Genomic DNA, 24,165 nt, shown 5'->3' on the forward strand with positions numbered 1-24,165 from the left:
CTCCCGCGGCCGGGCGGCCGGTCGCGGTCGACGCGAGTGCGATGGCCGCCGATGGCACCGCGCCCTCCGCGCCGAAGTACACCAGGCGAAATAGTACGCCTGGGAAACGATCGGGGGGCGCCTGCCCGCCGCCGCGTCAGAGCGCGTGCGCGTCCAGCCAGCTGCCCGCCAGGTCAGCGGCGCGCTCGCCCGCCTCGGCGCGCTGCACCAGGACGACCAGCTCGTCGGTGGTGAGCTCGCCCGCCACCTGGTTGAGCCGCTCGCGGCCGCGGTCGTCGAGGACGCCGTCGCGGAAGAGCGGGACGACGTTCTCCGCGGGGAGGTCGAGGGCGAGCGCGGTCAATCCGGCGGTGCTGTCGGCGGGGGCCGGACCTGCCAGTACACCCGCCTGCACCCGGCCCTCGAGGAGCGCGGCGCGCAGGGCGGCCGGGTCGGCGAAGCGCTCGGTGCTGCCGAAAATGCAGGCCGGGATGGTCTCGGGCGGCGCGGGGTCGAGCAGGCCGGGGGCCGGGGCGAGGCCGCCGGTGCGGTCCGCGCAGGCCGGGGTCGCGGACTCGGCCTTCGCGAGTTCGTCGCGGCGCGCGGTCTCCTCGGTGACCAGCAGGCGGGGGCGCAGGTCGGTGCCGTCGGCGGGGTCGGAGATGACGAGGCCCTGCGGGAGCGAGCGGGCCAGCGCCGCCGTCGCCGTCTGCGCCGGGTCGGGTGTCTCGGCTGCGGGGGTCGAGCTCGGGCCTGCCGCGGCGAAGGCGGTGGCGTCGAAGAAGCGGGTGAGGGCGCCGGTGTGGTCGGCGAGCAGGTCGACGGCGCCGGAGTCGAGCGCGGCCACCCGGGCCGAGCGATCGCCGGGGGCGGGGGCGACCACCGCCGGGATGCCACCGCGGGAGAGCGCGCCCGCGTAGATCTCGGCGAGCACCGCCGACTCCGCGGAGTCCCCCGCACCGACCGCCACCGCCCCGGCATCCCCTCCGTCCGCGCAGGACACGGCGGCGGCGAGCGCGACAACCACCGGGACCAGCGCCTGCCTGCGCACCCACGCGGGCACCTTCATGCAGCGAACCAACTCTCTCCAGCCGACGCGAACCCCGCCGAGCGGGCAGTATGGACTATCGGCAATGTACCGGGGCAGCCCGGCACCGCCGCCGCCCCGTACCCGGACGCAAAGGACTCCCGTGGCACGCACGCTCCCGACTTCTGCTCACCGGATGCTCACCACCGCGCTCGCCGTGACGGTCGCCGCCACGCTCGCGGCCTGCGGCGGCAACTCCGACCCGCTCTCCGGCGGCGGCAGCTGCGAGGGCGACACCATCACCGTCGGCTCGGCCAATTTCCCGGAGTCCGAGACCGTCGCCGAGATCTACGCGGAGGCGCTGCGGGTCAACGGCTTCGAGGTGGAGACCCGGCTCAATATCGGCAGCCGCGAGGCCTACATTCCGGCGCTGCGCGACTGCTCGGTCTCGGTGGTCCCCGAGTACACCGGCAACCTGCTGCAGTACCTGCAGCCGGACGCCACCGCCACCAGCCCGGCCGACGTGGAGGCCGCGCTGGCGGGCGCGCTCGGCGACCAGCTCGCGCTCGGCAGGCCCGCCCCGGCCCAGGACTCGGACGCCGTCGTGGTCACCAGGGCGACCGCCGACCGCTGGAACCTGCGCACCATCGGCGACCTGGCCCCGTACTCGGCCGAGGTCACCTTCGGCGCGCCCGCCGAGTTCGCCGAGCGCGCGGGCGGATTGCCCGGACTCGCCGAGAACTACGACCTGCAGATCCCCGCGGACCGCTTCGTCCCGATCGCCGACGGCGGCGGCCCGGCCACCGTCGACGCACTGGTCGACGGCCAGGTGACGGCGGCCAATATCTTCACCACCTCCCCGGCCATCGAGCAGAACGACCTCGTGGTGCTTGCGGACCCGAAGCAGAACTTCCCCGCGCAGAACGTGGTGCCGCTGATCAACGCCGCCAAGAAGACGGACGCGCTGGTCGCCGCGCTGGACGCGGTCTCGGCCAAGCTCACCACCGAGGAGCTGCTCGAGCTGAACACCGCCGTCTCCGGCGACGCCAAGATCCAGCCCAAGGCCGCGGCGGCGGCGTGGCTCGCCGAGCAGGAGCTGAACCAGAAGGCGGGCGGCTGACCCACCGTGTCCGACATCGAGTTCAGCGACGTCAGCAAGGTCTACCCGGACGGAACGCACGCGGTCTCGCAGCTGAGCCTGGCGATCGAGTCCGGCTCGTTCACGGTCTTCGTCGGGCCCTCCGGCTGCGGCAAGACCACCTCCATGCGGATGATCAACCGGATGATCCGCCCCACCTCCGGCACGATCACCGTCGGCGGCGCCGACATCGCGGGGATGGACCCGGTCAAGCTGCGCCGCGGCATCGGCTACGTGATCCAGGGCGGCGGGCTGCTGCCGCACCGCACGGTCGTCGACAATGTGGCGACCGTGCCGGTGCTGCGGGGCACCTCGCGCAAACAGGCCCGCGCGGCCGCGCTCGAGGTGCTGGACCGGGTCGGGCTGGACCGGCAGCTGGCGCAGCGCTACCCGGCGCAGCTCTCCGGCGGCCAGCAGCAGCGGGTCGGGGTGGCGCGGGCGCTCGCCGCCGACCCGCCGGTGCTGCTCATGGACGAGCCGTTCAGCGCGGTGGACCCGGTGGTCCGCGCCGAGCTGCAGGCCGAGATGCGCAGGCTGCAGGGCGAACTGAAGAAGACCATCGTCTTCGTCACGCACGATATCGACGAGGCGATCACGCTCGGCGACCGGATCGCGGTGTTCGGCCGCGGTGGCGTGCTGCAGCAGTACGACGCCCCGCGCACCGTGCTGGCCCAGCCCGCCACGGATTTCGTGGCGGGCTTCGTCGGGCGCGACCGCGGCTACCGCGGGCTCTCCTTCCGCAGCGCGGAGCGGGTGCCGCTGCGCGATATCGCCACCGCCACCGAGGCCGAGGCGCCGGGGCTCGACCCCGGCCCCGGTGAGTGGGTGCTGATCACCGGCAAGGACGGCGCACCGGCAGGCTGGCTGGACGCGGGCGGCGCCGCCGGGCTGAAGGCGGGGCGCGCGCTCGCCGAGAGCATGGCGGCGGGCGGCTCGCTCTTCACGGTCGGCGGCGACCTGCGGCAGGCGCTGGACGCGGCGATCTCGTCGCCGTCCGGCATCGGGGTCGCGGTAGACGATTCCGGCGCGGTGCGCGGCGGGATCGGCGCCGACGACGTGCTCGCCCTGCTGGCCGAGCAGCGCGCGGCCGAGGACTCCGCGCGCGCGGGGGCGTGAGCGGATGCGCTATCTCCTCGACAATGCGGGCGAGGTGTGGGGCTACACCTCCGAGCACCTGTACCTCGCGCTGATCCCGCTGCTGGTGGGGCTGGTGATCGCGGTCCCGGTCGGCACCCTGGTCCGCCGGGTGCCGTGGCTGCGGCGGGCGACCGTCGCCGCTTCCGGGCTGGTGTACACGGTGCCGTCGCTGGCGCTGTTCGTGATCATTCCGCCGATCGTCGGGATCGCGACCATCGACCCGCTGAACGTCATCATCGCGCTCACCCTCTACTCCACCGCGCTGCTGGTGATCGCGGTCCCCGCGGCGCTGGACTCGGTGCCCGCCGCGGTGCTCGACTCGGCCGACGCCGTCGGCTACGGCCCGCTGCGCCGCACGCTCACCGTCGACCTGCCGCTGGCGCTCCCGGTCTTCGTCTCCACGCTGCGGGTCGTGGTGGTCACCAATATCGCCATGGTGTCGGTCGGCGCGCTGGTCGGCGTCGGCGGGCTCGGCAAGCTGTTCACCCAGGGGTACCAGCGGGACTACCCCGACGAAATCATCGCGGGCATCATCGTCACCCTGGTCCTGGCGCTGGTCTTCGACCGGATCGTGTACCTGCTCGGCCGGGTCGCGACCCCCTGGGTCACGAAGGGGGCGGCGTGAATCTCTTCCTGGACGCCTGGCAGTACTTCACCGACCCGGACAACTGGGGCGGGCCGGCCGGCATCGATCAGCGACTCCTGCAACACCTCTGGTACAGCGCGCTCGCCATCGGGCTCTCCGCCGTGATCGCGCTGCCGCTCGGGCTCGCGGTCGGGCACTACCGGCGCGGAGCAGCGGTGCTCGTCGGCTTCGCCAACGCCATGCGCGCCCTGCCCACCCTCGGCCTGCTCACCTTCCTCGTCCTGCTCATGGGGCTCGGGCTGATCCCTCCACTGCTCGCCCTGATCACCGTCGGCATCCCCCCGCTGCTCGCCGGGGCGTACGCCGGGGTCGCCAACGTCTCCCTCGAGGTGGTCGACGCCTCCCGCGCCATGGGGATGACGGAGCGGCAGGTGCTCTTCCGGGTCGAGGTTCCGAACGCGTTGCCCGTCCTGCTCACTGGGTTGCGCGGGGCGACGTTGCAGGTGGTCGCCACCGCCACCATCGCCGCCTTCGTGAACCTCGGCGGGCTAGGGCGCTACATCTTCGACGGAATCGGTTTGCACCGCTACGACCGCGTCCTTGTCGGCGCCATCCTGGTCGCGCTGCTCGCCATGATCCTGGACGGGCTGCTCGCCCTCGCGGTCTGGGCCGGGACGCCGGGGACGGGCCGGCTCCGCCGCCGGCGCTCAGTCGGCGGTACCGGGCTCGACAACCCACTCGGCGTGCAACGCACAGACTGAGGAGAGCATGTCGAAGTCACCGTCGTAGTGCAGAACCGTGGCTCGATGCCGCTCGGCCGTTGCCGCGATGAGGACGTCGGCCAGCGACAGTGCTCGATGAAAACCGGCGTTGAGCGCCAGGCCCTGGATCTCGAGCGCACGCTCGAACTCCTCGTCATTACAGGGCAGATAGTCGAACCCACGGAGCAGGGAACGCAGCCGCAGCGCCTCGGGTTTTCCGCGCGCCGAATACAGCACCTCGTACTCGGTCGGGGCACACACCGCGAGGAGCCCCGCGTGGTCCAGTGCGTCCAGTCGCTGCCGCACCGCGGGCGTACGGCGGCGAGCCAGCGCGGACTTGTCGATCAGATAGCGCCCCCTCACGCCACCGAGGTCCCGTCGCCACGCTCGAGGGAACCGTCCGGCTTCCGCGGACCGGTCTGTGACCGGATCTCCGCGAACACGTCCTCGAACTCACCTTCGTCCATGGCATCGAAGAACTCCCGACGCAACCGCAGCTTCACCCCCTCCGCCATCGCCGCCCGCACCGCCGCCGCCTTGGTCGTCACCCCGTACACCCGCATCGCCTGCTCGACGATCTCCTCGTCCAAGTCGATGACAGTCCTGGCCATTGGTCCTCCCTCAGCCCACTCCCAGCGATATCAAATCAGTCTATCAAATGATATCGCGCCGATGGCCGGGCGCGCTCACCAGCGAACTGCCGCTTGACGGATCGAACAGAAGTGAATGGATTTCTCAGCTGAAAACCTCAACCTGCTCGGAAAACGTACAAATCGATGCGCTCCGCTTGCTAGCATCGCCAAATGATCCTGCTGAGCTTCACCGTGCGCAACCACGGGAGCATTCGGGACGAGATCACGATCGACCTCGCACGCCCGTCGTTGCGGACTCTCCAGCCCCGGGACGGCGACTGGAACGCTGCGACCTACCCGATCGCGGGAATCTTCGGCGGTAACGCGACCGGCAAGTCCGCTGTGCTGGATGCGTTCCGGTACGCGTTCGCGGCGATCGACCTGTCCGCCACAACCTGGCAGGCATCGAAGTCGATGCACCGGGCGCCGTTCCGACTCGATGGGACGGCACGCACTGCATCGAGCACCTACGAGCTCGATTTCGTCCATGAGGGACGCCGGCATCTGTACGGCTTCGAGGTGGACCACGACGGAATCGGACGCGAGTGGCTGCGCGACGTACCCACCTCGCGCTGGCGCACGGTGCTGGATCGCGATCGAGAAGCCGGAACGTTGACGTTCCACCCGAGCCTGCGCACCAAGATCGAGGTGACCGGGCGCGAACTCGTGCTCAGCCGGGCCCTGCTGCTACCCGGCTCACCCCTGCATTCCGTGGCGAATGCTCTGGTCACCGGCTTCGACTGTGTCCTGGTGAAGGACTCCCACCGCGAGGCGCGGCTGTCGAACATCGCGGATCTGCTGGCAGAGGGAAGCATCACTTTCGCCGACCTCGAGGCGCTGCTCCAGGTCGCCGATATCGGCGTCGTGCAGGTCGGCATCGAGGAGACCGAGATCCCCGATCACATACGGCGAGTGCTCAACCGAATCCGGCACGAGCTGCGCGACGAGGACGCCAAGCCCGACGACGAAGAGCCCAACGACCTGGACGACGACCAGCTGGCCCAGGTCGTGCGGCATCTGGTCTTCACCCACCGCGGCACCGCCGACGAATGCCCGGCCTTCTCCATCCAGGACGAAAGCGACGGGACGATCGCCTGGCTCGCCGTGGCCGTGCCTGCGCTCGAGGCGCTACGCAAGGGCGGGTTGCTCCTCGTCGACGAGATCGACGCGAGCCTGCATCCCCATCTCCTCGAAGTCCTGCTGGGCGCGTTCGCGGATCCCTCGGTCAACAGCAGGCAGGCGCAACTCATCTTCACCAGCCACGAGTCCTACGTTCTCTCACCGCTGAGCGAGGTGAAGCTGGAGCCCGAACAGGTCTGGTTCACGGACAAGACCTACGAGGGTGTCACCGAGCTGACCTGCCTGGCCGATTTCCCGAAGCACCCCGACGCGAATGTGGCGCGGCGCTATTTGACCGGGCGGTACGGCGGCACCCCACGGCTGTCGCCGAGCGCGCTGGCCGCACTCGTCGACTCCGCAGGGCCCTGACATTGACGGCACGCAAGCGCGCAGGCAGGCCGAGGAGACAGCCCGCGCGACGAATTCTCGTGGTCACCGAGGGAACGCGAACGGAACCCCAGTACGTCGAAGGCCTGAACAGCTATCTGCGCAGCAGGGGCGCGACCGCCGTCGTGAAATCGGTCCCCGTCGGCAAGGACCCGATGAAGGTGGTCCTGAAGGGCATCGAGATCCGCGACAGGGCGGCGAGCGATGAGAAGGACTACGACGTCTGCGTCTGCCTGGTCGACGTCGACCGACACGAGGCGTTGCCCGCCGCTTGCCGACTCGCCGCCCGCGAGTCGATCCTGCTGCTCGTCTCGAACCTGAAGTTCGAGGTGTGGTTGCGGTGGCACGTCGAGGACAAGCACTCCGCGCTGAACACCTCGCAGCTCGACGAGCTGACCGCGAAACTCGGGCTGGTCAGCAGGAAGGTGCTCGCACCGAACTTCCCGTTCCACGCTGTCCACCGGGCATGTGAGGTCGCGCGCCGAGCGGACCTCGAACTGGCGGCCGGGAGAGTAGGCCCCGATCCCTCCTCAGCGATGCCGATCCTCGTGGATCTCCTGCTTGGGCGATGAGAACTGGGCGGCTGCGACGTCAGCGAAACGCCGAGGTGTCGTAGACAACCCGAACACCCCACCACGGGCACCTCTCGGCCCTCGGCCCGACCGTATGCGCAGCGATGACCCCCGACTCGACCGGCGCCGAATGCGTCCCGCCCGGGCACGCGACTCGCACGATGGCCGCGCCCCGGGCGACCACCGCGCCGCACAGCGACGCCGGAATCCACGGACCGTGTTCGCACCCCTGCAGTTCGTTCCGCATTGAACCCCCTCTGTTCTCGGACGGGCGTCACCTTCGCACCCGACCGCGACGTCGAACTGACAGTTCTGTGGGAGTTCTCCGGTCGAGCGGGGCAGCCCCGTGGGCGGGCACCGTACCCTCGGAGGAGGGAGCGGATCATCTCCGAAGGGGGCCCGTCATGTCGGATAACTCGGTCGGTAAACGGATTGCCGCACAACGCAAGATGGCCCGGTGCACGCAGTCGAAACTGGGCAGGCTTGCCGGGTACAGCACCAGCATGATCAGCAAGGTCGAGCAGGGGCGGGAGGCTCCTTCGGATGGCTTCGTCGCCGCGGTCGCGCGAGCGTTGAACATCGCGCCGGAGCGTCTGACCGGGAGCCCAGCATGGGAGACGATCGAGGAGGACGGGCCGCTCGACGGGATCGGCGAACTCCGCGCGGTGCTCGCCGAGGGCCGGTACGTCACGCCGTTGGAGCCGTCACCGATCGATGTGCTGCGCTCGGAGATGGCAGGCGTCGACTTCGCCTACCGGAACGACCAGGGCCGGGTCGCGCTGGCCCGGATGCCGGGGTTGCTGCGGCAGCTCCACGGCGCGCTGCATGCCGCTCCGGCCGATCAGCGCGGCGCCGTCTTCACCGTGCTGTGCGCCGCCTTCGTCACCACGGAACGGCTCTGTCGCCGGTTCGGCTTCCTGACACTCGCGCCGATTGCGCTGGACCGGCTGGAGTGGGCCGCTGCCGATGCGGACGATCCGCTCTACGCGGCGCAGGCCAAGATCAAGCGGGCCCGGGTTCTGATGTACCACGGCGGGAACGAGCTCGGGCTCCGGCTGGTCGACGAGGGGTTGGCCTTGATTGACGGCTCCGGCGAAGGCCCGAATGCCGTGCGCGGGTACGGGCACCTGTGCGGCGCGGTTGTCGCGGCGCGCGGGTTGCGGCCCGGCACGGCCGCCGAGCACATTGCGCGAGCGCGGGAGCTCGCGGCGCTGATGCCGGGTGAATCCGACAGGTACGGCACGCTGTTCGGGCCTGCCAACGTCGGGATCCACGCCTGCGCGGTGGCACTGGAATCCGGTGAGCCCGATCGCGCCGCCCGGGAAGGAACGGCGCTACCGCTCCCGCGGGGAATCGCACCGCCGCGAGCGGGGCACCACTGGCAAGACGTGGCGCGCGCGCAACTCCTGGCCGGACGACCGGCCGACGCCCTCGCGGCGCTACGGAAGGCCAGGGCGACGGCACCGCAGCAGACACGGCTGCATCCGTCGGTGCGCGAGACCTATCTCGGCATCGTTGCGGCGGAGCGACGCCGCAGCGAGAGCACCGGCGCCTTCGGCGCCTGGCTGCGAATAACCCCGTGAACGCGGAACTCCCGCCCGAGGCAGCACCTCGAACGGGAGTTCCGGAACAGCAGAAGGATCAGGCGACGCCCTCGGCGCGGGCAGCGGCCGCGACCGCCTCGGCGACCGCGGGGGCGACCCGCGGGTCCAGCGGGCTGGGCACGATCTTGTCCGGCCCGAGCTCGTCGGCGACGACGCTGAGGATGGCGTTGGCCGCGGCGAGCTTCATGCCCTCGGTGATGCGGCGGGCACCGGCGTCCAGCGCGCCCTTGAAGACGCCGGGGAAGGCGAGGACGTTGTTGATCTGGTTCGGGAAGTCGCTGCGGCCGGTGGCCACGATCGAGGCGTACTTGCGCGCCACGTCGGGGTGGATCTCCGGGTCCGGGTTGGACATGGCGAAGACGATCGACTCCGGCGCCATCGAGGCGATGAGCTCCTCGGCGATCAGCCCGGCGGAGAGCCCGAGGAAGACGTCGGCGCCGGCGAGGGCCTCGGCGGCGCCGCCGTTCAGGCCGCGCGGGTTGGTGCGGCTCGCGAGCTCGGCCTTGATGGCGTTCAGGTCGCCGCGCTCCCGGCTCACGATGCCCTTGGAGTCGAGCACGGTGACGTCGGCGACGCCCGCCGCGAGCAGGATGTTGGTGCACGCGACGCCCGCGGCGCCCGCACCGGAGACCACGACCTTCAGGTCGGCGATGCCGCGGCCCTGCACGCGGGCGGCGCCGTTCAGCGCGGCGAGCACCACGATGGCGGTGCCGTGCTGGTCGTCGTGCATGACCGGGCAGTCCAGCGCCTCGATGACGCGCTGCTCGATCTCGAAGCAGCGCGGCGCCGAGATGTCCTCCAGGTTCACCGCGCCGAAGCTGGGGCGCAGCCGGATCAGGGTCTCGACGATCTCGTCGACGTCCTTGGTGTCCAGCACGATCGGGATGGAGTTCAGGTCGGCGAACTTCTTGAACAGCGCCGCCTTGCCCTCCATGACCGGCAGCGAGGCGCGCGGGCCGATGTCGCCGAGGCCGAGCACGGCGGTGCCGTCGCTGACCACGACCACCAGCCGGTCGGTCCAGGTGTAGCGCTTGGCGAGCGCCTCGTCCTGCGCGATCGCGCGGCTCACCTGGGCGACACCCGGCGTGTAGGCGATCGACAGATCCCGCTGGGTCTCCAGCGGGGACGAGAGCTCCACGGAGAGCTTGCCGCCGAGGTGGCCCGCGAAGATTTCGTCGTGGGTGATCGCAGAAAGGCTGGCCGCGTCGTCGGCGCTGCGGTCCGCGGTGGCATTCGGTGCGTCAGTCACAGGTGACACGATTTCACTCCTGCTTGGTGCGTGGCTAGACCGGAAAACGGTTACCGCCGGGTATCGGGTATGAGGTGTCTCACGGGGCTCATCGATGCCGCTACCGGCCCTTTTCGGACTGGCTGTGATTTTCGTCACGCAACGGCGGATACCGGCGAGTACCGGGCGGGCGGAACGAGAGCGCGGAGCCGGACGGGGTCATCCGGACCGGAGATCGATACTGATCCACGGGGTGCGACGGTACGTCGCGCGCCGGGATCAGCGGCATATCCGAACCCGGCGGTGGCACAGGATCGGAATCCGACCCATTCTGCCGGCCCGCTTCCCCCTGCGCCAAACCGGTCTCCCCGTACGAACCTCATCGTCCGAGCGTAGGTGGCGGGAATTACCCCTGGGTGAGCAAAGGCTCGCCGTTCACCGAACTTCGGCGGTGAGCAATCCCGCCGCAGGCGCGGGGCCCGCGTGAGCACGGCGATTCAGGCCGACGGCGGCAGGGCGGTCGCGCCCGGCGGCAGTTCGGCGGCGCGGGAGCGCGCGGCTTCGCGCCGGGCGTCGAGGCGGGGGACGTCCGCGCGGGGCAGCGGGTCGGAGCGCAGCCAGACGGCGTCGAGCCCGCCGACCCGGATGCGGGCGAGCCCGTGCGGCTCGACCCCGGGGTGGTCGGTGCGGCGGTGCAGCCCCCGGCTCTCGGCGCGGGCCAGCGCGGCGTGCGCGCTCCAGCGGGCGGCGGCGAGCAGCGCGACGGCCTGGCGGGAGCGCAGCAGACCCGCGCCGCTCCCCCCGAGTTCGAAGCGCGCCGCGGGCCAGAGCCCGTCCAGCTCGGCGACGGTGTCCCGCAGCGTGCCCGCGCTGCGCCAGTAGCTGCGGCGCAGCGGAACCGTGTGCTCGCGCACCGAGCCGACCACCGCGCGCGGGTCGAACCGGCACACCGGGTGCAGCCCGGCGGGCACCGCCCCCGCCCCGTGCGGCACCCGCACCGGCGCCGGCGCGCCGACCCCGGCGAAGAGCGCGGCCCCCGCACCCGCCCACACCCCGGAGGCGATGGCCCACGCCCCGCCGTGCCCGCCACCTGCCCCGACGACACCCTCCCGCGAGGTGACATCACCCGCCGCGAAGAGCCCGGGCACCGTGGTGGCGCCGTCGCCCGAGGTGACGAGCCCGCCCGCCCCGAGCACGGTCCCGTGCAGCACCGGCCGCAGCGGCACCCGCCCCTGCTGGTCGAGCACGTGGTAGCGCAGTACCCGCCTGCGCGCCGCGGCCGACAGCGCGGCGGTGCCCGCGAAGACCCCGCGCCCCGCCGCCACCGCCTCCACCAGCGCCGCGCCCGCGACCGGGGCGCCCGCGCGGTCGTGCAGCGCGGCGCCGTGCAGCGGCGAGCCCGCACCGAGCCCGAACGGCGCCCCGCCCATCGCCGGGACCAGCGCGTAGGCCCCGGCGAACTCCATGCCCGACAGCTCCGCGCCCACTTCGGCGCCGAAGAGCAGCCCGTCGCCGGTGTCCACCTCGGTCCCCGGTGCCCCGGAGCCGAAAGCGCAGCCGCCGGTGGCGAGCACGACGGCCCTCGCCCGCGCCGCCCACGGCCCCGGCCGGGGGCCGGTGCGCCTCCCGGTGGCCGCGCACACCACGCCGTCGGCGTCGGTCAGCAGCCGCAGCGCGGGGTGGTTGTCCCTGATCTCGACCCCGAGGTCGAGCGCGAAGCGGCGCAGCGCGCGCAGGTACCTGACCCCGCTGACCCGCACCCGCGCGGGCAGCGGCCCGCCGACCCCGACCGGGTCGTCCTCGCCCGCGACGACGGTCGGCACCGGCGTCATCCGCAGCCCGCGGTGCGCGAGCCGGGCGAGCCGGTGGTGGCTCTCGTCCAGGACGGCGTGCAGCAGCTCGGCGTCGGCGAGCCCGGCGCCGTGCGCCAGCGCGGCGGCCACCGCGTCGGCCCGGCCCGGCCCCGGCGGCACCGCCCAGAGCGCGCTGCTCCCGCTCGCGGTCGGCCCGGAGCCACCGCAGCGCGCCTTGTCGGCGAGGAGCACGCGGGCACCGGCCCCGGCCGCCGCGATGGCAGCCCAGAGGCCGGCGGGTCCCCCGCCGAGGACGAGCACGTCGGTCTCGATGGCCTCCACGGGAAGAATGTTCGGGCACCATTCACCGACCCGCAACCATTGGGACCATCACCGAAGGGTGTGTCGTGACCCGACCGTGACCGGGGTTACCGAACTACCCCCACCACTGCGACCACAGCAACCACCCGGCCGCCGCGAAGACCACCAGCGCGGCCCCGAACGCCGCGAGCCCCCGCTTCCGGTCGGCGGTCACCTGGGCCACGACGACCACAACGGCCACCGCCAGGTGCCACCCCAGCGACTCGCCACCCGGGCCGGGGAAACCGCGCCGCCCGGCCAGCACCGCGGTGCCGAGCACCACCAGCGTCAATACAACGATCCCGGCCGCGACCGCGCCGCTCACCCCGCGCAGCACCCTCACGGCGCGATCACCTCGGCACCGGTCGCCGCGGCCACCAGCTTCTCGAACTGCGCGGGCTCGGTGGTGCACGCGCCGAGCGCGATGGTCTTGTTCGCGCCGTGGTAGTCCGACGAGCCGGTGCAGACCAGCCCGAGCTCGGCGGCGAGTTCGCGCAGCAGCGCGCGGTCCGCGGCGGGATGATCGGGGTGGTCGACCTCGAGCCCGCCGAGCCCGCGCCCGGCCAGGTCGCGGATGTCGGAGAGCGCGAGCAGCCTGCCCCGCGCCCTGGCCCTGGCGTGCGCGATCACGCTGACCCCGCCCGCCGCCGCGATCATCTCGACCGCGCGGCGCAGCGGGGTGTCGGCCTTCTCCTCGTAGTAGGGGCCGTCGGGGGCGAGCAGGCGCCGGAAGGCGGCGTCCACGGTCGGCACCACACCGGCCTCGACCAGCGCGCGGGCCAGGTGCGGCCGCCCGGCCGCCGGACCGGCCGCGGCGAGCACCGCGTCCGGGTCGACCGGCAGCCCGTCGGCCGCCATCCGCTCGGCCATGGCGCGCAGCCGCTCGACCCGCTCGCCGCGCAGCCGCTCGCGCTCGGCGGCGAAGCCGGGGTCGGCGGGGTCGAAGAGGTAGGCGAGCAGGTGCGTGGCGACCGGGTAGCCGTCCTCCCCCAGCCCGACGCAGGACATCTCCATGCCGCGGACCAGGGTCAGCCCCGGCGGGCGCGCCGCCTCCGCCGCGGCCCAGCCCGCGGTGGTGTCGTGGTCGGTGATGGCGACGACGTCGAGCCCGGCCGCCGCGGCGTTGCGCACGAGTTCGGCCGGTGAGTCGGTGCCGTCGGAGGCCGTGGAGTGGGTGTGAAGATCGATGCGCACACCGCTCAGTCTTCCAGCGCGGGCCGTAGCATCGACCGGTGCCCACCATTCCGCCGCTGCCGTTCCGCGGCCGCGGCACCGGGTCCGCGGCCACCGCGGTGCACCGGGTACCGGTCCCGACCGCGCGCGCCATCGTCGACTGCGCCGTCTACGTCAACGGTGAGCGGCTGCCCGGCCGCTTCACGCACGAGACCGCGCTGGCCGAGGTGCGCAGCCGCGGCGAGGGCTTCGTCTGGATCGGCATGCACGACCCGGACGAGGCGCAGATGCGCGACGTCGCCGCCGCCTTCGGGCTGCACCAGCTCGCCGTCGAGATCGCCACCGAGCGGCACCAGCGGCCCAAGCTGGAGCGGTACGACGACACCCTGCTGCTCGTCCTGCGCACCGTGCAGTACGTCGAGCACGACCTGCACAGCGTCAGCGAGATCGTGGAGACCGGGCAGATCGTGGTCTTCACCGCCAGGGACTTCGTGCTCGCGGTGCGCAGGGGCGAGCACTCCGGGCTGGTCGACCTGCGCCGCACGCTGGAGGCGAACCCCACGCAGCTGGCGCTCGGCCCCGGCGCGGTGCTGCACGCCATCGCGGACAAGATCGTCGACGCCTACGCCGAGGTGGCGCAGTCCATCGAGGACGACATCGACGAGATGGAGGAGGAGGTCTTCACCCCGCGCAGCCGGGTCGGCATCGAGTCGATCTACCAGCTCAAGCGCGAGGTGGTGGAGCTGCGCCGGGCGGTGAACCCGCTGGCCGCGCCGCTGCAGCTGCTCAGCCGCAACGCCGACCTCCCGGTCCCCAAGGAGGTGCGGCGCTACCTGCGCGACGTCGCCGACAACCACACCACGGTCGCCGAGCGGATCAACGACTTCGACGACGCGCTGAGCGCGCTGATCAGCGCCGCGCTCGCGAAGGTCGGCGTGCAGCAGAACACCGACATGCGCAAGATCTCCGCCTGGGTCGCCATCGCCGCGGTGCCGACCATGATCGCGGGCATCTACGGCATGAACTTCGAGCACATGCCGGAGCTGCGCCAGACCTGGGGCTACCCGGCCATGCTCGCGGTGACCTCGGCGATCTGCGCCCTCCTGTACGCCAACTTCCACCGCAACAACTGGCTCTAGAGCTGGGCCACCCCGCGGTTCGGGTCGCGCACGTCGATGCCCGCCTCGGCCCACGCCTCGCGCAGCGCGTCGGCGCCGCGCAGCCGCACCCAGGCCGCCTCGGTGGCGGTCACCGGGGTGACCGTCAGGTAGCGCACCGGCTCGGCGGGCTCGGGCAGCTCGACCTGCGGGATCTCGCTGGCGCCGAGCAGCACCGCGGTGAAGGGGGCGCCCTGCCAGATCGGCTCGCTCAGGTCGAGCAGTGCGTCGGCCTGCAGCACGACCCCCTCCACCGCGGGCGAGGCGGCGAGCACGCCGAGCGTGCGGGCCAACCCGGCGGCGGCGCCGAGCCCGGCGTGCAGGGTGAGCGTGAGCTCGGCGCGCGGCCCCTTCACCGGGTCGGCGAGCAGGTCGCCGGGGTCGCCCATGGGGTGCCGGGAGCCGCCGAGCGTCAGGTAGTGCACGTACTCGCCGGAGACCAGCCGCATGATCTCGATGGGCTCCAGCCCGAGGAAGGTCACCGAGGCCGAGTCGACCCCGGTGCGGTCCGTGCCGAAGTGCCCGAGCACGCCGGAGCGCACCCGTTCGATCACATCCATGCTCAGATCGCCAGCCGCGCCAGCATGTCCCTGGCCTGCTCGGCCGCCTTGGGATCGCAGAGCACGTCGTAGCGCCCGGCCACCAGCTGCATGGTGGAGGCGAAGTCGCGCTGGCCGCGGGTCGCGGCGTAGGGAATGGAGGTGGAGATCACCCCGAACACGATGCCGCCGAGCAACCCGACCAGCAGCGGCCCGAGCGCGCCGCCGGTGGTGAACAGGCTCAGCAGCAGGCCGAGGAAGAGCCCGAGCCAGGCGCCGGAGACCACGCCGCCGCCGATCACCTTGCCCCAGTTCAACCGGTAGAGCACCCGCTCCACCTGCATGAGGTCGACGCCGACGATGGTCACGTTCTGCACCGGGAACTGGTTGTCGGCCAGGTAGTCGACGGCGCGCTGCGCCTCGGCGTAGGTCGGGTAGGAGCCGACCGGCCAGCCGGAGGGCGGGGTGGGCAGGCCCTGCCCGCCCCGGCCGGAATTCCCCAGGGGATTCGTCATGTCCCCATTGTGCTATTTCGCCGCGCTCTCCGGCGGGGTGAAACGCGTGGTTCGCGTCATTCCCGCGGCCCTGCCCTTCTCCGCGACCACCTGCGCCATCTTGGCGCTGGCCTCGTCGATCATCTCGTCGCCGAGCATGACCGCGCCGCGCGCGCCGCCCTCCGCCGAGGTGTGGAAGGCGTAGGCGTCCAGGATCTCCTCGGCCTTGTCGTAGTCGGCCTGGCGCGGGCTGAAGATCTCGTTGGCGGCCTCGACCTGGGTCGGGTGCAGCACCCACTTGCCGTCGAAGCCGAGCGCGGCGCTGCGCGCAGCGGCCCGCCGGAAGCCGTCGAGGTCGCGGATCTGCAGGTAGGGGCCGTCGATCGCCTGCAGCCCGTGCGCGCGGGCGGCGAGCAGGATGGTCATCAGGATGTGGTGGTAGGCGTCGCCCGGCTCGTACCCGGTGGGCTGCTCGCCGACGACAAGGGTGCGCATGCCGACGCTGGCCATGAAGTCGGCCGGGCCGAAGACCAGGGTCTGCACCCGCGGGCTGGCGGTGGCGATCTCGTCGATATTGCGCAGCCCGATGGCGTTCTCGATCTGCGGCTCGATGCCGATCCGGCCCGGCTCCAGCTGGTGCGCCTGCTCCAGCTGGGTGAGCAGCAGGTCAAGCGCGCGCACCTGCCCGCCGTCGGTCACCTTCGGCAGCAGGATGGCGTCGAGCCGCGAGCCCGCGCCCTCCACCACGGTGATCACGTCGGCGTAGGTCCACGGCGTGGTCCAGTCGTTCACCCGGACCACGCGCAGCTGCTCGCCCCAGCCGCCCTCGTTCAGCGCGGCCACGATGGTGGCCCTGGCCGCCGCCTTGGCGACCGGCGCCACGGCGTCCTCCAGGTCCAGGAAGACCTCGTCCACCGGGAGCCCCTTGGCCTTGCCGATCATCTTGGGGTTGCTGCCAGGCACGGCGAGTACGGAACGGCGCGGCTTCATGGACCCTCCTCGTGTGGTCGCGCAGCTGCCGTGGCGCGACGCGGAGCCCGAGCGGGGAACCTCTAGCCTGGCAGCCATGGCAGCTACCAGGGTGTACGTCGCCCGGCTCGCCGGTCTGGCGGTGCTGGGACCGGACGGGGAGTCTATCGGCAGGGTGCGCGACGTGGTGGTCGCCGTCCGCTACGACCGGCAACAGCCCAGGGTGCACGGGTTGGTGGTGGAGCTGCCGACCCGGCGGCGGATCTTCGTGCCCATGCTCAGGGTGACCGCGATCGAGCCGGGCGTGGTCACGCTGAACACCGGGACGGTGAGCCTGCGCCGCTTCACCCAGCGCCCCGGCGAGCTGCTCGCGGTGGCACAGATCGTCGACTCCTCGGTCCGGGTCAACGACTCCGAGCTCCCCGACCTCGCCGGTGTCGACGTGTTCGTGGTCGACCTCGGGATCGAGCTCACCCGGACCAGGGACTGGCGGGTGACCAGGGTGGCGGTGCGCGGGCACCGCAGGCTGGGCAGGCGGCGCACGGTGCACGTGGTCGACTGGGTGCGGGTCACCGGGCTCACCCCGTACGAGATCGGCAGGCCGGGGCAGGACGTCACCCAGCTGCTGGAGCAGTTCGAGGGGCTGCGCGCGGCCGACGTCGCGCAGCGGCTGCGCGAGCTGCCGGAGAAGCGCAGGGTCGAGGTGGCCGAGGCGCTGGACGACGAGCGCCTCGCCGACGTCGTCCAGGAGCTCTCCGACGACGACCAGGTGCGGCTGCTCGGCAAGCTGGAGGTCGGCCGGGCCGCCGACGTGCTGGAGGCGATGGACCCGGACGACGCCGCCGACCTGCTCGGCGAGCTGGAGACCGGGGAGCGGGAGTCGCTGCTCGCGCTGATGGACCCGCAGGAGTCCGAGCCGGTGCGCAGGCTGCTGCAGCACTCCCCGGACACCGCGGGCGGCCTGATGACCCCCAAGCCGGTGATCCTCACCCCGGCCACCACCGTCGCCGAGGCGCTGGCCAGGGTGCGCAACCCGGACCTCACCCCCGCGCTGGCCTCCATGGTCTTCGTGGTCCGGCCGCCGACCGCCACCCCCACCGGCCGCTACCTGGGCTGCGTGCACCTGCAGGCGCTGCTCCGGGAGCCGCCAGCGCACCTGGTCGGCGGCATGCTCGACTCCGACCTCTCGCCGCTGCGGCCGGAGATGTCGCTCTCCGCCGTCACCCGCTACTTCGCCACCTACAACCTGGTCTGCGGCGCCGTCGTCGACGCGGAGAACCACCTGCTCGGCGCGGTCAGCGTGGACGACGTGCTCGACCACCTGCTCCCCGAGGACTGGCGCGACACCGAGGAACTACCGGAAGGAGTCGCGGGCAGTGACCGATGACAGCCTGGTCCGCACCGTCCCGAACACCGGCGGCAGCCGACCCGCCAACCCGGCGAGGCAGCGGCTGGAGACCCCGGCGGCGGGCGGCCGCTTCCGCATCGACTGGGACTCCGAGGCGCTGGCCAGGGGCAGCGAGCGGATCGCGCGCTTCCTCGGCACCGGCCGGTACCTGGCCATCCAGACCCTGGTCGTGATCGTCTGGGTGCTGCTCAATGTCTTCGTCATCGCGCTGCGCTGGGACCCGTACCCGTTCATCCTGCTCAACCTGGCCTTCTCCACCCAGGCCGCGTACGCGGCGCCGCTGATCCTGCTGGCGCAGAACCGGCAGGACAACCGGGACCGGGTCTCGCTGGAGGAGGACCGGCTGCGCGCCGCCCAGACCAAGGCCGACACCGAGTTCCTGGCCAGGGAGCTGGCGGCGCTGCGGATCGCCGTCGGCGAGGTCGCCACCAGGGACTACCTGCGCCGCGAGCTGGACGAGATGCGCGAGATCCTGGAGCGGATCGAGGCGGTGCACGGCGGTCCGCCGACCCCGGCGCGATCCGGGAAGCCGGGCAAAGCGAATCGCAAGAAGGGTGCCGGACCGGCACCGGTAACGGAGGAGCGGGCCGAAAGCGATCTCGGGAATCGACCGACAACGTTCTGACCGGTGGGTAACCTGGATACCGTTGTCCAGAGCAACGTCAGGGAAGGGGATGTCCCGGACAGTTGCTCCCATGACGATAGATTGGTGAGTGATCACGTGCGCAAATCTGCCCCGATCACGGTGTCACTATTGGTAGCAGCGGGTTTGGCGTCCGTCGGCTCGGGTTCGATGGTCTCGGCCAACGACGCGGGCGATGCGGGCGAGGCGCTTCTGGTGGGTTCCACCGGGAGCGGGACGAGCGCTGCGGCCGATCCGTCCCAGACACCGCAGTCCCGCATTGTCGGGCTCCTGCCCCTGGAGAACAGTGTCGTCGCGCGGGAGTTGCGGGCGGTGGTGCCGCCTGCCGACGGTGCGGTTCCGGTGGGTGGTGGGCCGGTGTTGCGGAACATCGCCCTGCCCTCGGGGTCGGGGTTGCTCGGCATTCCGGAGGTCGTTCTTGCGGCGTATCGGAATGCGGAGTTGGCGTTGGCGTCGGCGCAGCCGGGGTGTGGGGTGTCGTGGAATCTGTTGGCGGGGATCGGGCGGATCGAGTCCGGGCATGCCGGTGGTGGGCGGACGGATGCGGCGGGGACGACGGTGACGCCGATCTTCGGTCCGGCGTTGGATGGGACGTTGCCGGGTAACGAGGTGATTCCGGCGTCGGGTGGTGGGTTCGTGCGGGCGGTGGGGCCGATGCAGTTCCTGCCCTCGACGTGGGTGCATTACGCGGCGGACGGGAACGGGGACGGGGCGTCGGATCCGCACAATGTGTTCGATGCGGCGTTGGCGGCGGGGAAGTATCTGTGCAGTGGGGGGTTGGATCTGCGGGATCGGGCGCAGGAGTTGCGTGCGGTGTTGCGGTACAACAATTCGATGTCGTACGCGGCTGATGTGTTGAGTTGGTCGGCGGCGTATCGGTCGGGTGGGGCGCCCGCGGCGGGGCGGGTGTCGCCGGAGGCGATCGTGCCGGGGTCGGGGGGCTGGGGCACCGCGCCCGGCGTCCTCGCCGCCTCGGCGCCGGGCACCATCCCGGCCGCGATCCCGGGTACGACGCCGGAGGGGATCCCGCTCGAGGAGCCCGCGCCCGCCACGACGAGCACACCGGTCCCCGAGCCGATGATCACCATTCCCGGGCTGCCGCCCATCCCGTGCGGCATCTTCTGCCCACCCACCCAGTCGCAGGGCCGCACGCTCCCGCAACCCGGCCCGCAGCCGCCCCAGGGCGAGACGCTGCCGCAGCCCGGGCCGCAGGCTCCGCAGGGTCAGAACCTCCCCCAGGCCGGCCCGCAGGCTCCGCAGGGCGAGAACCTGCCGCAGCCCGGCCCGGCCGCACCGCAGCAGGACCGCCCGCTCGGCCCGGACGGCAAGCCGCTGGAGTTCGGCCCGGACGGGCAGCCGGTCGCCCCCGCCCAGGACCCGGCGGCCCCGCCGCCCGGGCTGGTGCTGCCGTTCGGGATCACCATCCCGCTGCCCGCGCCGCCCGCCCCGCCCGCGGGCTGACCCGATCGTGATCGGCAATTCCCGCCGATCACGATCGAATCACGAATAAAATCGCAGGTCAGAACCGGTTAAACACTATGCGCATCACGAAGGGGTAACAAAAACATCTCGGCTGCTGTAGCCTCTGCTTGTCCGAGCGTCGAGCATGGAGGGTCAGCGCATCGTGGGGCGTCACCGTAAGCAGCAAACCGCGTCCTTCAAGCGCAGCTCGGTTCTCGCGCTGACCGGCCTGGTACCGGCGGGCCTCGCGGCCGTCACCGCCGCCACGAACGTCAGCCCCGCCGCCCTCGCGCAGCACCTGCCGAACCCGCGCGACCTGCTCACCAACGAGCCGGGGGACACGCTGGAGCCGGAGGTCGAGGCCGTCGATTCCGCCGAGGTCGTCGGTGCCCAGCCGGTCGCGGCCGTCGCGCCCACCGAGAACCTCATGGCCAAGGCGGCCCCGCCCCCGCAGGTCAAGTCGGTGGCGCTGGCAGGCGACCGGGTCGCCGCCGACCTGCCCGCGGGCACGCTCGGCATCCCGGGCATCGCGATGGCCGCGTACCAGAACGCCGAGGACCGGCTGGCCGCCGAGAACCCCACCTGCAATATGGACTGGTCCATGCTGGCAGGCATCGGCCGGGTCGAGTCCACGCACGTCTACAACGGCAAGGCGGACAAGGACGGCAACCCGCTCAAGCCGGTCTACGGCCCGGTGCTGGACGGCTCGCTCTTCGGCAACAACGTCATCCACGACAGCGACGGCGGCGTGCTCGACAACATCAGCGGCTACGACCGCGCCGTCGGCCCCATGCAGTTCCTGCCGGAGACCTGGACCAAGTTCGCCGCCGACGGCAACAACGACGGCATCGCCGACCCGCAGAACTTCTTCGACGCCACGCTCACCGCGGGCAAGTACCTCTGCCACGGCGGGCTGGACATGCGCAACACCGCGCAGCAGACCAAGGCGATCCTGCGCTACAACAACTCCATGGCCTACGTCGCCAATGTGATGGCCTGGGCCAACTCGTACAGCAGCAACGTCGCGCCCAAGCCCGCGGACCTGCCCCGCATCTGACGCCACTAGACTCGGTTCCCATGTCAGTGGTAACGGAAGCGGACGTGCGGGGCGCCCTCGCCAAGGTGGACGACCCGGAGATCCGCAAACCGATCACCGAACTGGGCATGGTGAAGAGCATCGGCGTCGCCGACTCCGGTGACGTGCACGTCGAGGTCTACCTGACCACCGCGGGCTGCCCGATGCGCACCGAGATCAGCCAGCGGGTCAGCCGCGCCGTCTCCGACGTGCCCGGCGTCGGCGCCGTCACCGTCGAGCTCGACGTGATGAACGACGAGCAGCGCACCGAACTGCGCAAGTCGCTGCGCGGCGACTCCGCCGAGCCGGTCATCCCGTTCGCCCAGCCCGGCTCGCTCACCCGCGTCTACGCCGTCGCCTCCGGCAAGGGCGGCGTCGGCAAGTCCAGCGTCACGGTCAACCTGGCCGCCGCCATGGCCGCGCGCGGCCTCTCGGTCGGCGTGCTCGACGCCGACATCTACGGCCACTCCATCCCGCGCATGCTCGGCACCGACGCCCGCCCCACCCAGGTGGAGCGGATGATCATGCCGCCGATCGCGCACGACGTGAAGATGATCTCGATCGCGCAGTTCACCCAGGGCAACACCCCGGTAGTCTGGCGCGGCCCGATGCTGCACCGCGCGCTGCAGCAGTTCCTCGCCGACGTCTTCTGGGGCGACCTGGACGTGCTGCTGCTGGACCTGCCGCCCGGCACCGGCGACGTCGCCATCTCCATCGCCCAGCTCATCCCGAACGCCGAGATCCTGGTGGTCACCACCCCGCAGCCCGCCGCCGCCGAGGTGGCCGAGCGGGCGGGCGCCATCGCGCTGCAGACCAGGCAGCGGATCGCGGGCGTGGTGGAGAACATGTCCTGGCTGGACCTGCCGAACGGCGACCGGATGGAGCTCTACGGCTCCGGCGGCGGCCAGGCCGTCGCCGACCGGCTGACCCGCGCGGTCGGCGCGACGGTGCCGCTGCTCGGGCAGGTCCCGATCGAGCAGGCGCTGCGCGAGTCCGGCGACGAGGGCACCCCGATCGTGCTGCGCGACCCGGACAACCCGGCGGCCAAGGCGCTGCGCGAGGTCGCCGACAAGCTGGCGGTGCGCAGGCGCGGGCTGGCGGGGATGTCGCTCGGCATCGACACCACCCGGCACCTGTAGCCCGGCCGCACCAATAAGCTCGCAGGCATGCTCACGCTGCTGCTGTACGTGCTGATCGTCGGTTTGGTGGCCGCGGTGCTCTTCCTGCTGGCGGGCGCCGTCTTCGGCCGGGCCGAGGAGCTCGGGCCGCTGCCCGACGGTACGACCGCGACGGTGCTGCCCGCCGCGGGCGTCAGCGGCGCCGACGTCCGCGCGCTGCGCTTCCAGCAGGTGGTCCGCGGGTACAAGGCCGCCGAGGTGGACTGGGCGCTGGCCCGGCTCGCCGAGCGCATCGACGAGCTGCAGCACGAGCTCGCCCTGGCGCGCGCAGGCCAGGACGGGTCGCCGGGGACGGCCGACCCCGCGCAGGCAGGCCGGGCAGGCACCGCGCTCGGGAGCTGGGGCGAGGCCGGGTACCGCGCGCAGCCCGCGGTACCCGCCGTCTCCCACCCCGCTACCGCGGAGATTCCCACCGCCGGGAACACGCCGTACCGCACCGGCGAATTCGCGCTCCCGGCAGCCGGTGACGGTGCACCCCCGAGCGCCGACCAACCGGCCCGCCCGCGCCGGATCACCCACCCGGGCGAGCCGTGAGCGCGCCCGCGGACGACGGCCGCATCCGCTGCCCGTGGCCGCTCGGCTCCCAGCTCTACCTCGACTACCACGACGCCGAGTGGGGCCGCACCCTGCACGGCGACGACGCGCTCTTCGAGCGCATGTCCCTCGAGGCCTTCCAGTCCGGCCTCGCCTGGATCACCATCCTGCGCAAGCGCCCCGCCTTCCGCGCCGCCTTCGCCGATTTCGCCATCGAGAAGGTGGCCGCGTTCGGCCCGGCCGACGTCGAGCGGCTGCTCGCCGACGCGGGCATCGTGCGCAATCGGGCCAAGATCGAGGCCGCCGTCGCCAATGCCAGGGTCGCGGCCGAGCTGGACGGCGGGCTGGACGCGCTGCTCTGGTCGTTCGCCCCGCCGCCGCGCCCGCGGCCGCGCACCGCCGCCGAGATTCCCGCCGTGACCCCGGAATCCACCGCCATGGCGCGCGCGCTGAAAAAGCGCGGATTCCGGTTCGTGGGCCCGACCACGGCTTATGCCCTGATGCAGGCGGTGGGAATGGTGGACGACCACCTGGCGGACTGCTGGGTGCGGTTCGAGGACTCGTTTTCGAACTCACCTGTCCGAGAAGAAGCGGGATAGGGAAGAATAGAAGCCGGTGTATCGCGCCGATTGTCGACGCGCGCACCGGTTGGTGACAACTGTAGTTCCGAGAAGTGCGCGGGAATATCGCGCAGATCTGGAGGGAGCAGAGGATGGCGGCCATGAAGCCCCGTACCGGGGACGGTCCCCTCGAGGCAACCAAGGAAGGGCGTGGGATCGTCATGCGGGTTCCACTCGAGGGTGGCGGACGGCTGGTCGTCGAGCTCACACCGGATGAAGCGGCTGCACTGGGTGACGAACTGAAGAGTGTCACCAGCTAGCAGCGCGGTACTCGCCGAGCTCGCCGAGTTACTCGCGTGTCCGAATTGCGGACTCGCGCTCGCCGCCGTCGGCCGCGCATTGCGGTGCGGCAGCGGACATAGTTTCGACCTCGCTCGCCAGGGATATGTCAGCCTGCTCACCGGCGCCGCCACCCGGTTCACCGGTGATACGGCCGACATGCTCCAGGCCCGTTCCGATTTCCACGCCAGGGGTCATTTCACTCCGGTCGCCGCGGCGGTCGCCCCCCCCCCGGCGCCACCCGGGGGCAAACGCTGTGTCTTATAAACAAAAACCAGCCCACCACACGTACCAGCCACACGGTTGGCGGCG

At 72.0% G+C, this 24,165-nt stretch carries 26 protein-coding genes and 1 pseudogene; 17 read left to right on the plus strand and 10 right to left on the minus strand.

The features are described 5' to 3' along the window. Window positions 1-136: 136 nt before the first annotated feature. Complete coding sequence (locus ACFUUZ_RS25335; RefSeq protein ID WP_378700319.1) at window positions 137-1,048, minus strand: glycine betaine ABC transporter substrate-binding protein; 912 nt, start codon at window positions 1,046-1,048, stop codon at window positions 137-139. A gap of 154 nt (window positions 1,049-1,202) precedes the next feature. On the opposite strand from ACFUUZ_RS25335, the gene ACFUUZ_RS25340 reads away from it, so the two are divergent. From ACFUUZ_RS25340 to ACFUUZ_RS25355, 4 genes are read left to right on the plus strand one after another with little or no spacing between them, the layout of a single operon-like run. Further along, window positions 1,203-2,126 (plus strand): ABC transporter substrate-binding protein, encoded by a 924-nt coding sequence (locus ACFUUZ_RS25340; RefSeq protein WP_378700364.1) that lies wholly within the window; start codon window positions 1,203-1,205, stop codon window positions 2,124-2,126. A 6-nt stretch (window positions 2,127-2,132) separates the two neighbouring features. Continuing rightward, complete coding sequence (locus ACFUUZ_RS25345; RefSeq protein WP_378700322.1) at window positions 2,133-3,260, plus strand: ABC transporter ATP-binding protein; 1,128 nt, start codon at window positions 2,133-2,135, stop codon at window positions 3,258-3,260. A 4-nt stretch (window positions 3,261-3,264) separates the two neighbouring features. Further along, window positions 3,265-3,906 (plus strand): ABC transporter permease, encoded by a 642-nt coding sequence (locus tag ACFUUZ_RS25350; RefSeq protein ID WP_378700324.1) that lies wholly within the window; start codon window positions 3,265-3,267, stop codon window positions 3,904-3,906. After that, entirely contained in the window at window positions 3,903-4,628 is a 726-nt protein-coding gene (locus tag ACFUUZ_RS25355; protein WP_378700326.1) for an ABC transporter permease, read from the plus strand. The genes ACFUUZ_RS25350 and ACFUUZ_RS25355 overlap by 4 nt, the downstream gene beginning before the upstream one ends. Here the strand turns inward: ACFUUZ_RS25355 and ACFUUZ_RS25360 are convergent. Beyond that, window positions 4,575-4,991 (minus strand): PIN domain nuclease, encoded by a 417-nt coding sequence (locus tag ACFUUZ_RS25360; protein ID WP_378700328.1) that lies wholly within the window; start codon window positions 4,989-4,991, stop codon window positions 4,575-4,577. The two genes, ACFUUZ_RS25355 and ACFUUZ_RS25360, sit on opposite strands and share 54 nt — an antisense overlap. Continuing rightward, window positions 4,988-5,239: a type II toxin-antitoxin system VapB family antitoxin gene (locus tag ACFUUZ_RS25365; RefSeq protein WP_378700330.1), complete on the minus strand. Its 252-nt coding sequence runs from the start codon at window positions 5,237-5,239 to the stop codon at window positions 4,988-4,990. Before ACFUUZ_RS25365 ends, ACFUUZ_RS25360 begins: the two co-directional genes overlap by 4 nt. Window positions 5,240-5,431: 192 nt before the next feature. Here ACFUUZ_RS25365 and ACFUUZ_RS25370 point away from each other — a divergent pair, with 192 nt between their 5' ends. From ACFUUZ_RS25370 to ACFUUZ_RS25380, 3 genes are all read left to right on the plus strand, one after another. Then, window positions 5,432-6,748 carry an ATP/GTP-binding protein gene (locus ACFUUZ_RS25370; RefSeq protein WP_378700332.1) on the plus strand — a complete coding sequence of 439 codons (1,317 nt, stop codon included), beginning with the start codon at window positions 5,432-5,434 and terminating at the stop codon, window positions 6,746-6,748. A 59-nt stretch (window positions 6,749-6,807) separates the two neighbouring features. Then, on the plus strand, window positions 6,808-7,338 hold the full coding sequence (locus tag ACFUUZ_RS25375; protein WP_378700334.1) for an RloB family protein: 531 nt from the start codon (window positions 6,808-6,810) through the stop codon (window positions 7,336-7,338). Window positions 7,339-7,742: 404 nt separating this feature from the next. Further along, the gene (locus tag ACFUUZ_RS25380; protein WP_378700336.1) at window positions 7,743-8,921 is read left to right on the plus strand and encodes a helix-turn-helix domain-containing protein; all 1,179 of its coding nucleotides are present in this window, start codon (window positions 7,743-7,745) and stop codon (window positions 8,919-8,921) included. A gap of 58 nt (window positions 8,922-8,979) precedes the next feature. On the opposite strand, the gene ACFUUZ_RS25385 is transcribed toward ACFUUZ_RS25380, so the two are convergent. From ACFUUZ_RS25385 to ACFUUZ_RS25400, 4 genes are all read right to left on the minus strand, one after another. Next, entirely contained in the window at window positions 8,980-10,128 is a 1,149-nt protein-coding gene (locus tag ACFUUZ_RS25385; protein ID WP_378700366.1) for an NADP-dependent malic enzyme, read from the minus strand. A 539-nt stretch (window positions 10,129-10,667) separates the two neighbouring features. Then, window positions 10,668-12,305, minus strand: coding sequence for an FAD-dependent oxidoreductase (locus ACFUUZ_RS25390; protein WP_378700338.1), 1,638 nt, complete (start codon window positions 12,303-12,305; stop codon window positions 10,668-10,670). Between the two features lie 94 nt (window positions 12,306-12,399). After that, window positions 12,400-12,606: a hypothetical protein gene (locus ACFUUZ_RS25395; protein WP_378700367.1), complete on the minus strand. Its 207-nt coding sequence runs from the start codon at window positions 12,604-12,606 to the stop codon at window positions 12,400-12,402. A gap of 56 nt (window positions 12,607-12,662) precedes the next feature. Then, window positions 12,663-13,517 (minus strand): PHP domain-containing protein, encoded by an 855-nt coding sequence (locus tag ACFUUZ_RS25400; protein ID WP_378700340.1) that lies wholly within the window; start codon window positions 13,515-13,517, stop codon window positions 12,663-12,665. A 38-nt stretch (window positions 13,518-13,555) separates the two neighbouring features. Here ACFUUZ_RS25400 and ACFUUZ_RS25405 point away from each other — a divergent pair, with 38 nt between their 5' ends. Further along, the gene (locus ACFUUZ_RS25405; RefSeq protein ID WP_378700342.1) at window positions 13,556-14,635 is read left to right on the plus strand and encodes a magnesium and cobalt transport protein CorA; all 1,080 of its coding nucleotides are present in this window, start codon (window positions 13,556-13,558) and stop codon (window positions 14,633-14,635) included. Here ACFUUZ_RS25405 and ACFUUZ_RS25410 read toward each other — a convergent pair. Genes ACFUUZ_RS25410 through ACFUUZ_RS25420 form a run of 3 tightly spaced genes read right to left on the minus strand, consistent with a single transcriptional unit; the run spans window position 14,632 to window position 16,676 of the window. After that, window positions 14,632-15,213: a suppressor of fused domain protein gene (locus ACFUUZ_RS25410; protein WP_378700344.1), complete on the minus strand. Its 582-nt coding sequence runs from the start codon at window positions 15,211-15,213 to the stop codon at window positions 14,632-14,634. The two genes, ACFUUZ_RS25405 and ACFUUZ_RS25410, sit on opposite strands and share 4 nt — an antisense overlap. Before the next feature lie 2 nt (window positions 15,214-15,215). Further along, a complete protein-coding gene (locus ACFUUZ_RS25415) occupies window positions 15,216-15,707 on the minus strand; it encodes a general stress protein (protein WP_378700346.1) in 492 nt (163 codons plus the stop codon). 12 nt (window positions 15,708-15,719) lie between these two features. Further along, window positions 15,720-16,676, minus strand: a complete 957-nt coding sequence (locus ACFUUZ_RS25420; RefSeq protein WP_378700348.1) for an HpcH/HpaI aldolase/citrate lyase family protein — start codon at window positions 16,674-16,676, stop codon at window positions 15,720-15,722. Between the two features lie 76 nt (window positions 16,677-16,752). Between ACFUUZ_RS25420 and ACFUUZ_RS25425 the strand changes: the two genes are divergently transcribed. From ACFUUZ_RS25425 to ACFUUZ_RS25465, 9 genes and pseudogenes are all read left to right on the plus strand, one after another. Beyond that, window positions 16,753-18,042: a magnesium transporter MgtE N-terminal domain-containing protein gene (locus ACFUUZ_RS25425; RefSeq protein ID WP_378700350.1), complete on the plus strand. Its 1,290-nt coding sequence runs from the start codon at window positions 16,753-16,755 to the stop codon at window positions 18,040-18,042. Between the two features lie 4 nt (window positions 18,043-18,046). After that, complete coding sequence (locus ACFUUZ_RS25430) at window positions 18,047-18,688, plus strand: DUF1003 domain-containing protein (protein WP_378700368.1); 642 nt, start codon at window positions 18,047-18,049, stop codon at window positions 18,686-18,688. An 84-nt stretch (window positions 18,689-18,772) separates the two neighbouring features. Next, complete coding sequence (locus ACFUUZ_RS25435) at window positions 18,773-20,167, plus strand: lytic murein transglycosylase (protein WP_378700351.1); 1,395 nt, start codon at window positions 18,773-18,775, stop codon at window positions 20,165-20,167. Window positions 20,168-20,330: 163 nt separating this feature from the next. Continuing rightward, entirely contained in the window at window positions 20,331-21,224 is an 894-nt protein-coding gene (locus tag ACFUUZ_RS25440; protein WP_378700353.1) for a lytic transglycosylase domain-containing protein, read from the plus strand. Window positions 21,225-21,244: 20 nt separating this feature from the next. Continuing rightward, window positions 21,245-22,381, plus strand: coding sequence for an Mrp/NBP35 family ATP-binding protein (locus ACFUUZ_RS25445; protein ID WP_378700354.1), 1,137 nt, complete (start codon window positions 21,245-21,247; stop codon window positions 22,379-22,381). Between the two features lie 27 nt (window positions 22,382-22,408). Beyond that, window positions 22,409-22,717 (plus strand): annotated as a pseudogene (locus tag ACFUUZ_RS25450) (DivIVA domain-containing protein); the annotation flags it as partial. A gap of 233 nt (window positions 22,718-22,950) precedes the next feature. Next, window positions 22,951-23,553: a DNA-3-methyladenine glycosylase I gene (locus ACFUUZ_RS25455; RefSeq protein WP_378700356.1), complete on the plus strand. Its 603-nt coding sequence runs from the start codon at window positions 22,951-22,953 to the stop codon at window positions 23,551-23,553. Window positions 23,554-23,666: 113 nt separating this feature from the next. Beyond that, a complete protein-coding gene (locus tag ACFUUZ_RS25460) occupies window positions 23,667-23,834 on the plus strand; it encodes a DUF3117 domain-containing protein (protein WP_011211259.1) in 168 nt (55 codons plus the stop codon). After that, on the plus strand, window positions 23,821-24,120 hold the full coding sequence (locus ACFUUZ_RS25465) for a putative RNA methyltransferase (protein ID WP_378700358.1): 300 nt from the start codon (window positions 23,821-23,823) through the stop codon (window positions 24,118-24,120). The genes ACFUUZ_RS25460 and ACFUUZ_RS25465 overlap by 14 nt, the downstream gene beginning before the upstream one ends. The last annotated feature ends 45 nt before the right edge of the window (window positions 24,121-24,165 follow it).

Source organism: Nocardia sp. NPDC057353 (genome assembly GCF_042667085.1).
GTDB lineage: Bacteria > Actinomycetota > Actinomycetes > Mycobacteriales > Mycobacteriaceae > Nocardia.

Bases quoted from the DNA above. Each gene is read 5' to 3' on its own strand.
- ACFUUZ_RS25445 (WP_378700354.1), top strand. From the start codon at position 21,245: ATGTCAGTGGTAACGGAAGCGGACGTGCGGGGCGCCCTCGCCAAGGTG.
- ACFUUZ_RS25370 (WP_378700332.1), top strand. From the start codon at position 5,432: ATGATCCTGCTGAGCTTCACCGTGCGCAACCACGGGAGCATTCGGGAC.
- ACFUUZ_RS25340 (WP_378700364.1), top strand. From the start codon at position 1,203: ATGCTCACCACCGCGCTCGCCGTGACGGTCGCCGCCACGCTCGCGGCC.
- ACFUUZ_RS25365 (WP_378700330.1), bottom strand. From the start codon at position 5,239: ATGGCCAGGACTGTCATCGACTTGGACGAGGAGATCGTCGAGCAGGCG.
- ACFUUZ_RS25350 (WP_378700324.1), top strand. From the start codon at position 3,265: ATGCGCTATCTCCTCGACAATGCGGGCGAGGTGTGGGGCTACACCTCC.
- ACFUUZ_RS25410 (WP_378700344.1), bottom strand. From the start codon at position 15,213: ATGGATGTGATCGAACGGGTGCGCTCCGGCGTGCTCGGGCACTTCGGC.
- ACFUUZ_RS25420 (WP_378700348.1), bottom strand. From the start codon at position 16,676: ATGAAGCCGCGCCGTTCCGTACTCGCCGTGCCTGGCAGCAACCCCAAG.
- ACFUUZ_RS25415 (WP_378700346.1), bottom strand. From the start codon at position 15,707: ATGACGAATCCCCTGGGGAATTCCGGCCGGGGCGGGCAGGGCCTGCCC.
- ACFUUZ_RS25425 (WP_378700350.1), top strand. From the start codon at position 16,753: ATGGCAGCTACCAGGGTGTACGTCGCCCGGCTCGCCGGTCTGGCGGTG.
- ACFUUZ_RS25380 (WP_378700336.1), top strand. From the start codon at position 7,743: ATGTCGGATAACTCGGTCGGTAAACGGATTGCCGCACAACGCAAGATG.
- ACFUUZ_RS25335 (WP_378700319.1), bottom strand. From the start codon at position 1,048: ATGAAGGTGCCCGCGTGGGTGCGCAGGCAGGCGCTGGTCCCGGTGGTT.
- ACFUUZ_RS25460 (WP_011211259.1), top strand. From the start codon at position 23,667: ATGGCGGCCATGAAGCCCCGTACCGGGGACGGTCCCCTCGAGGCAACC.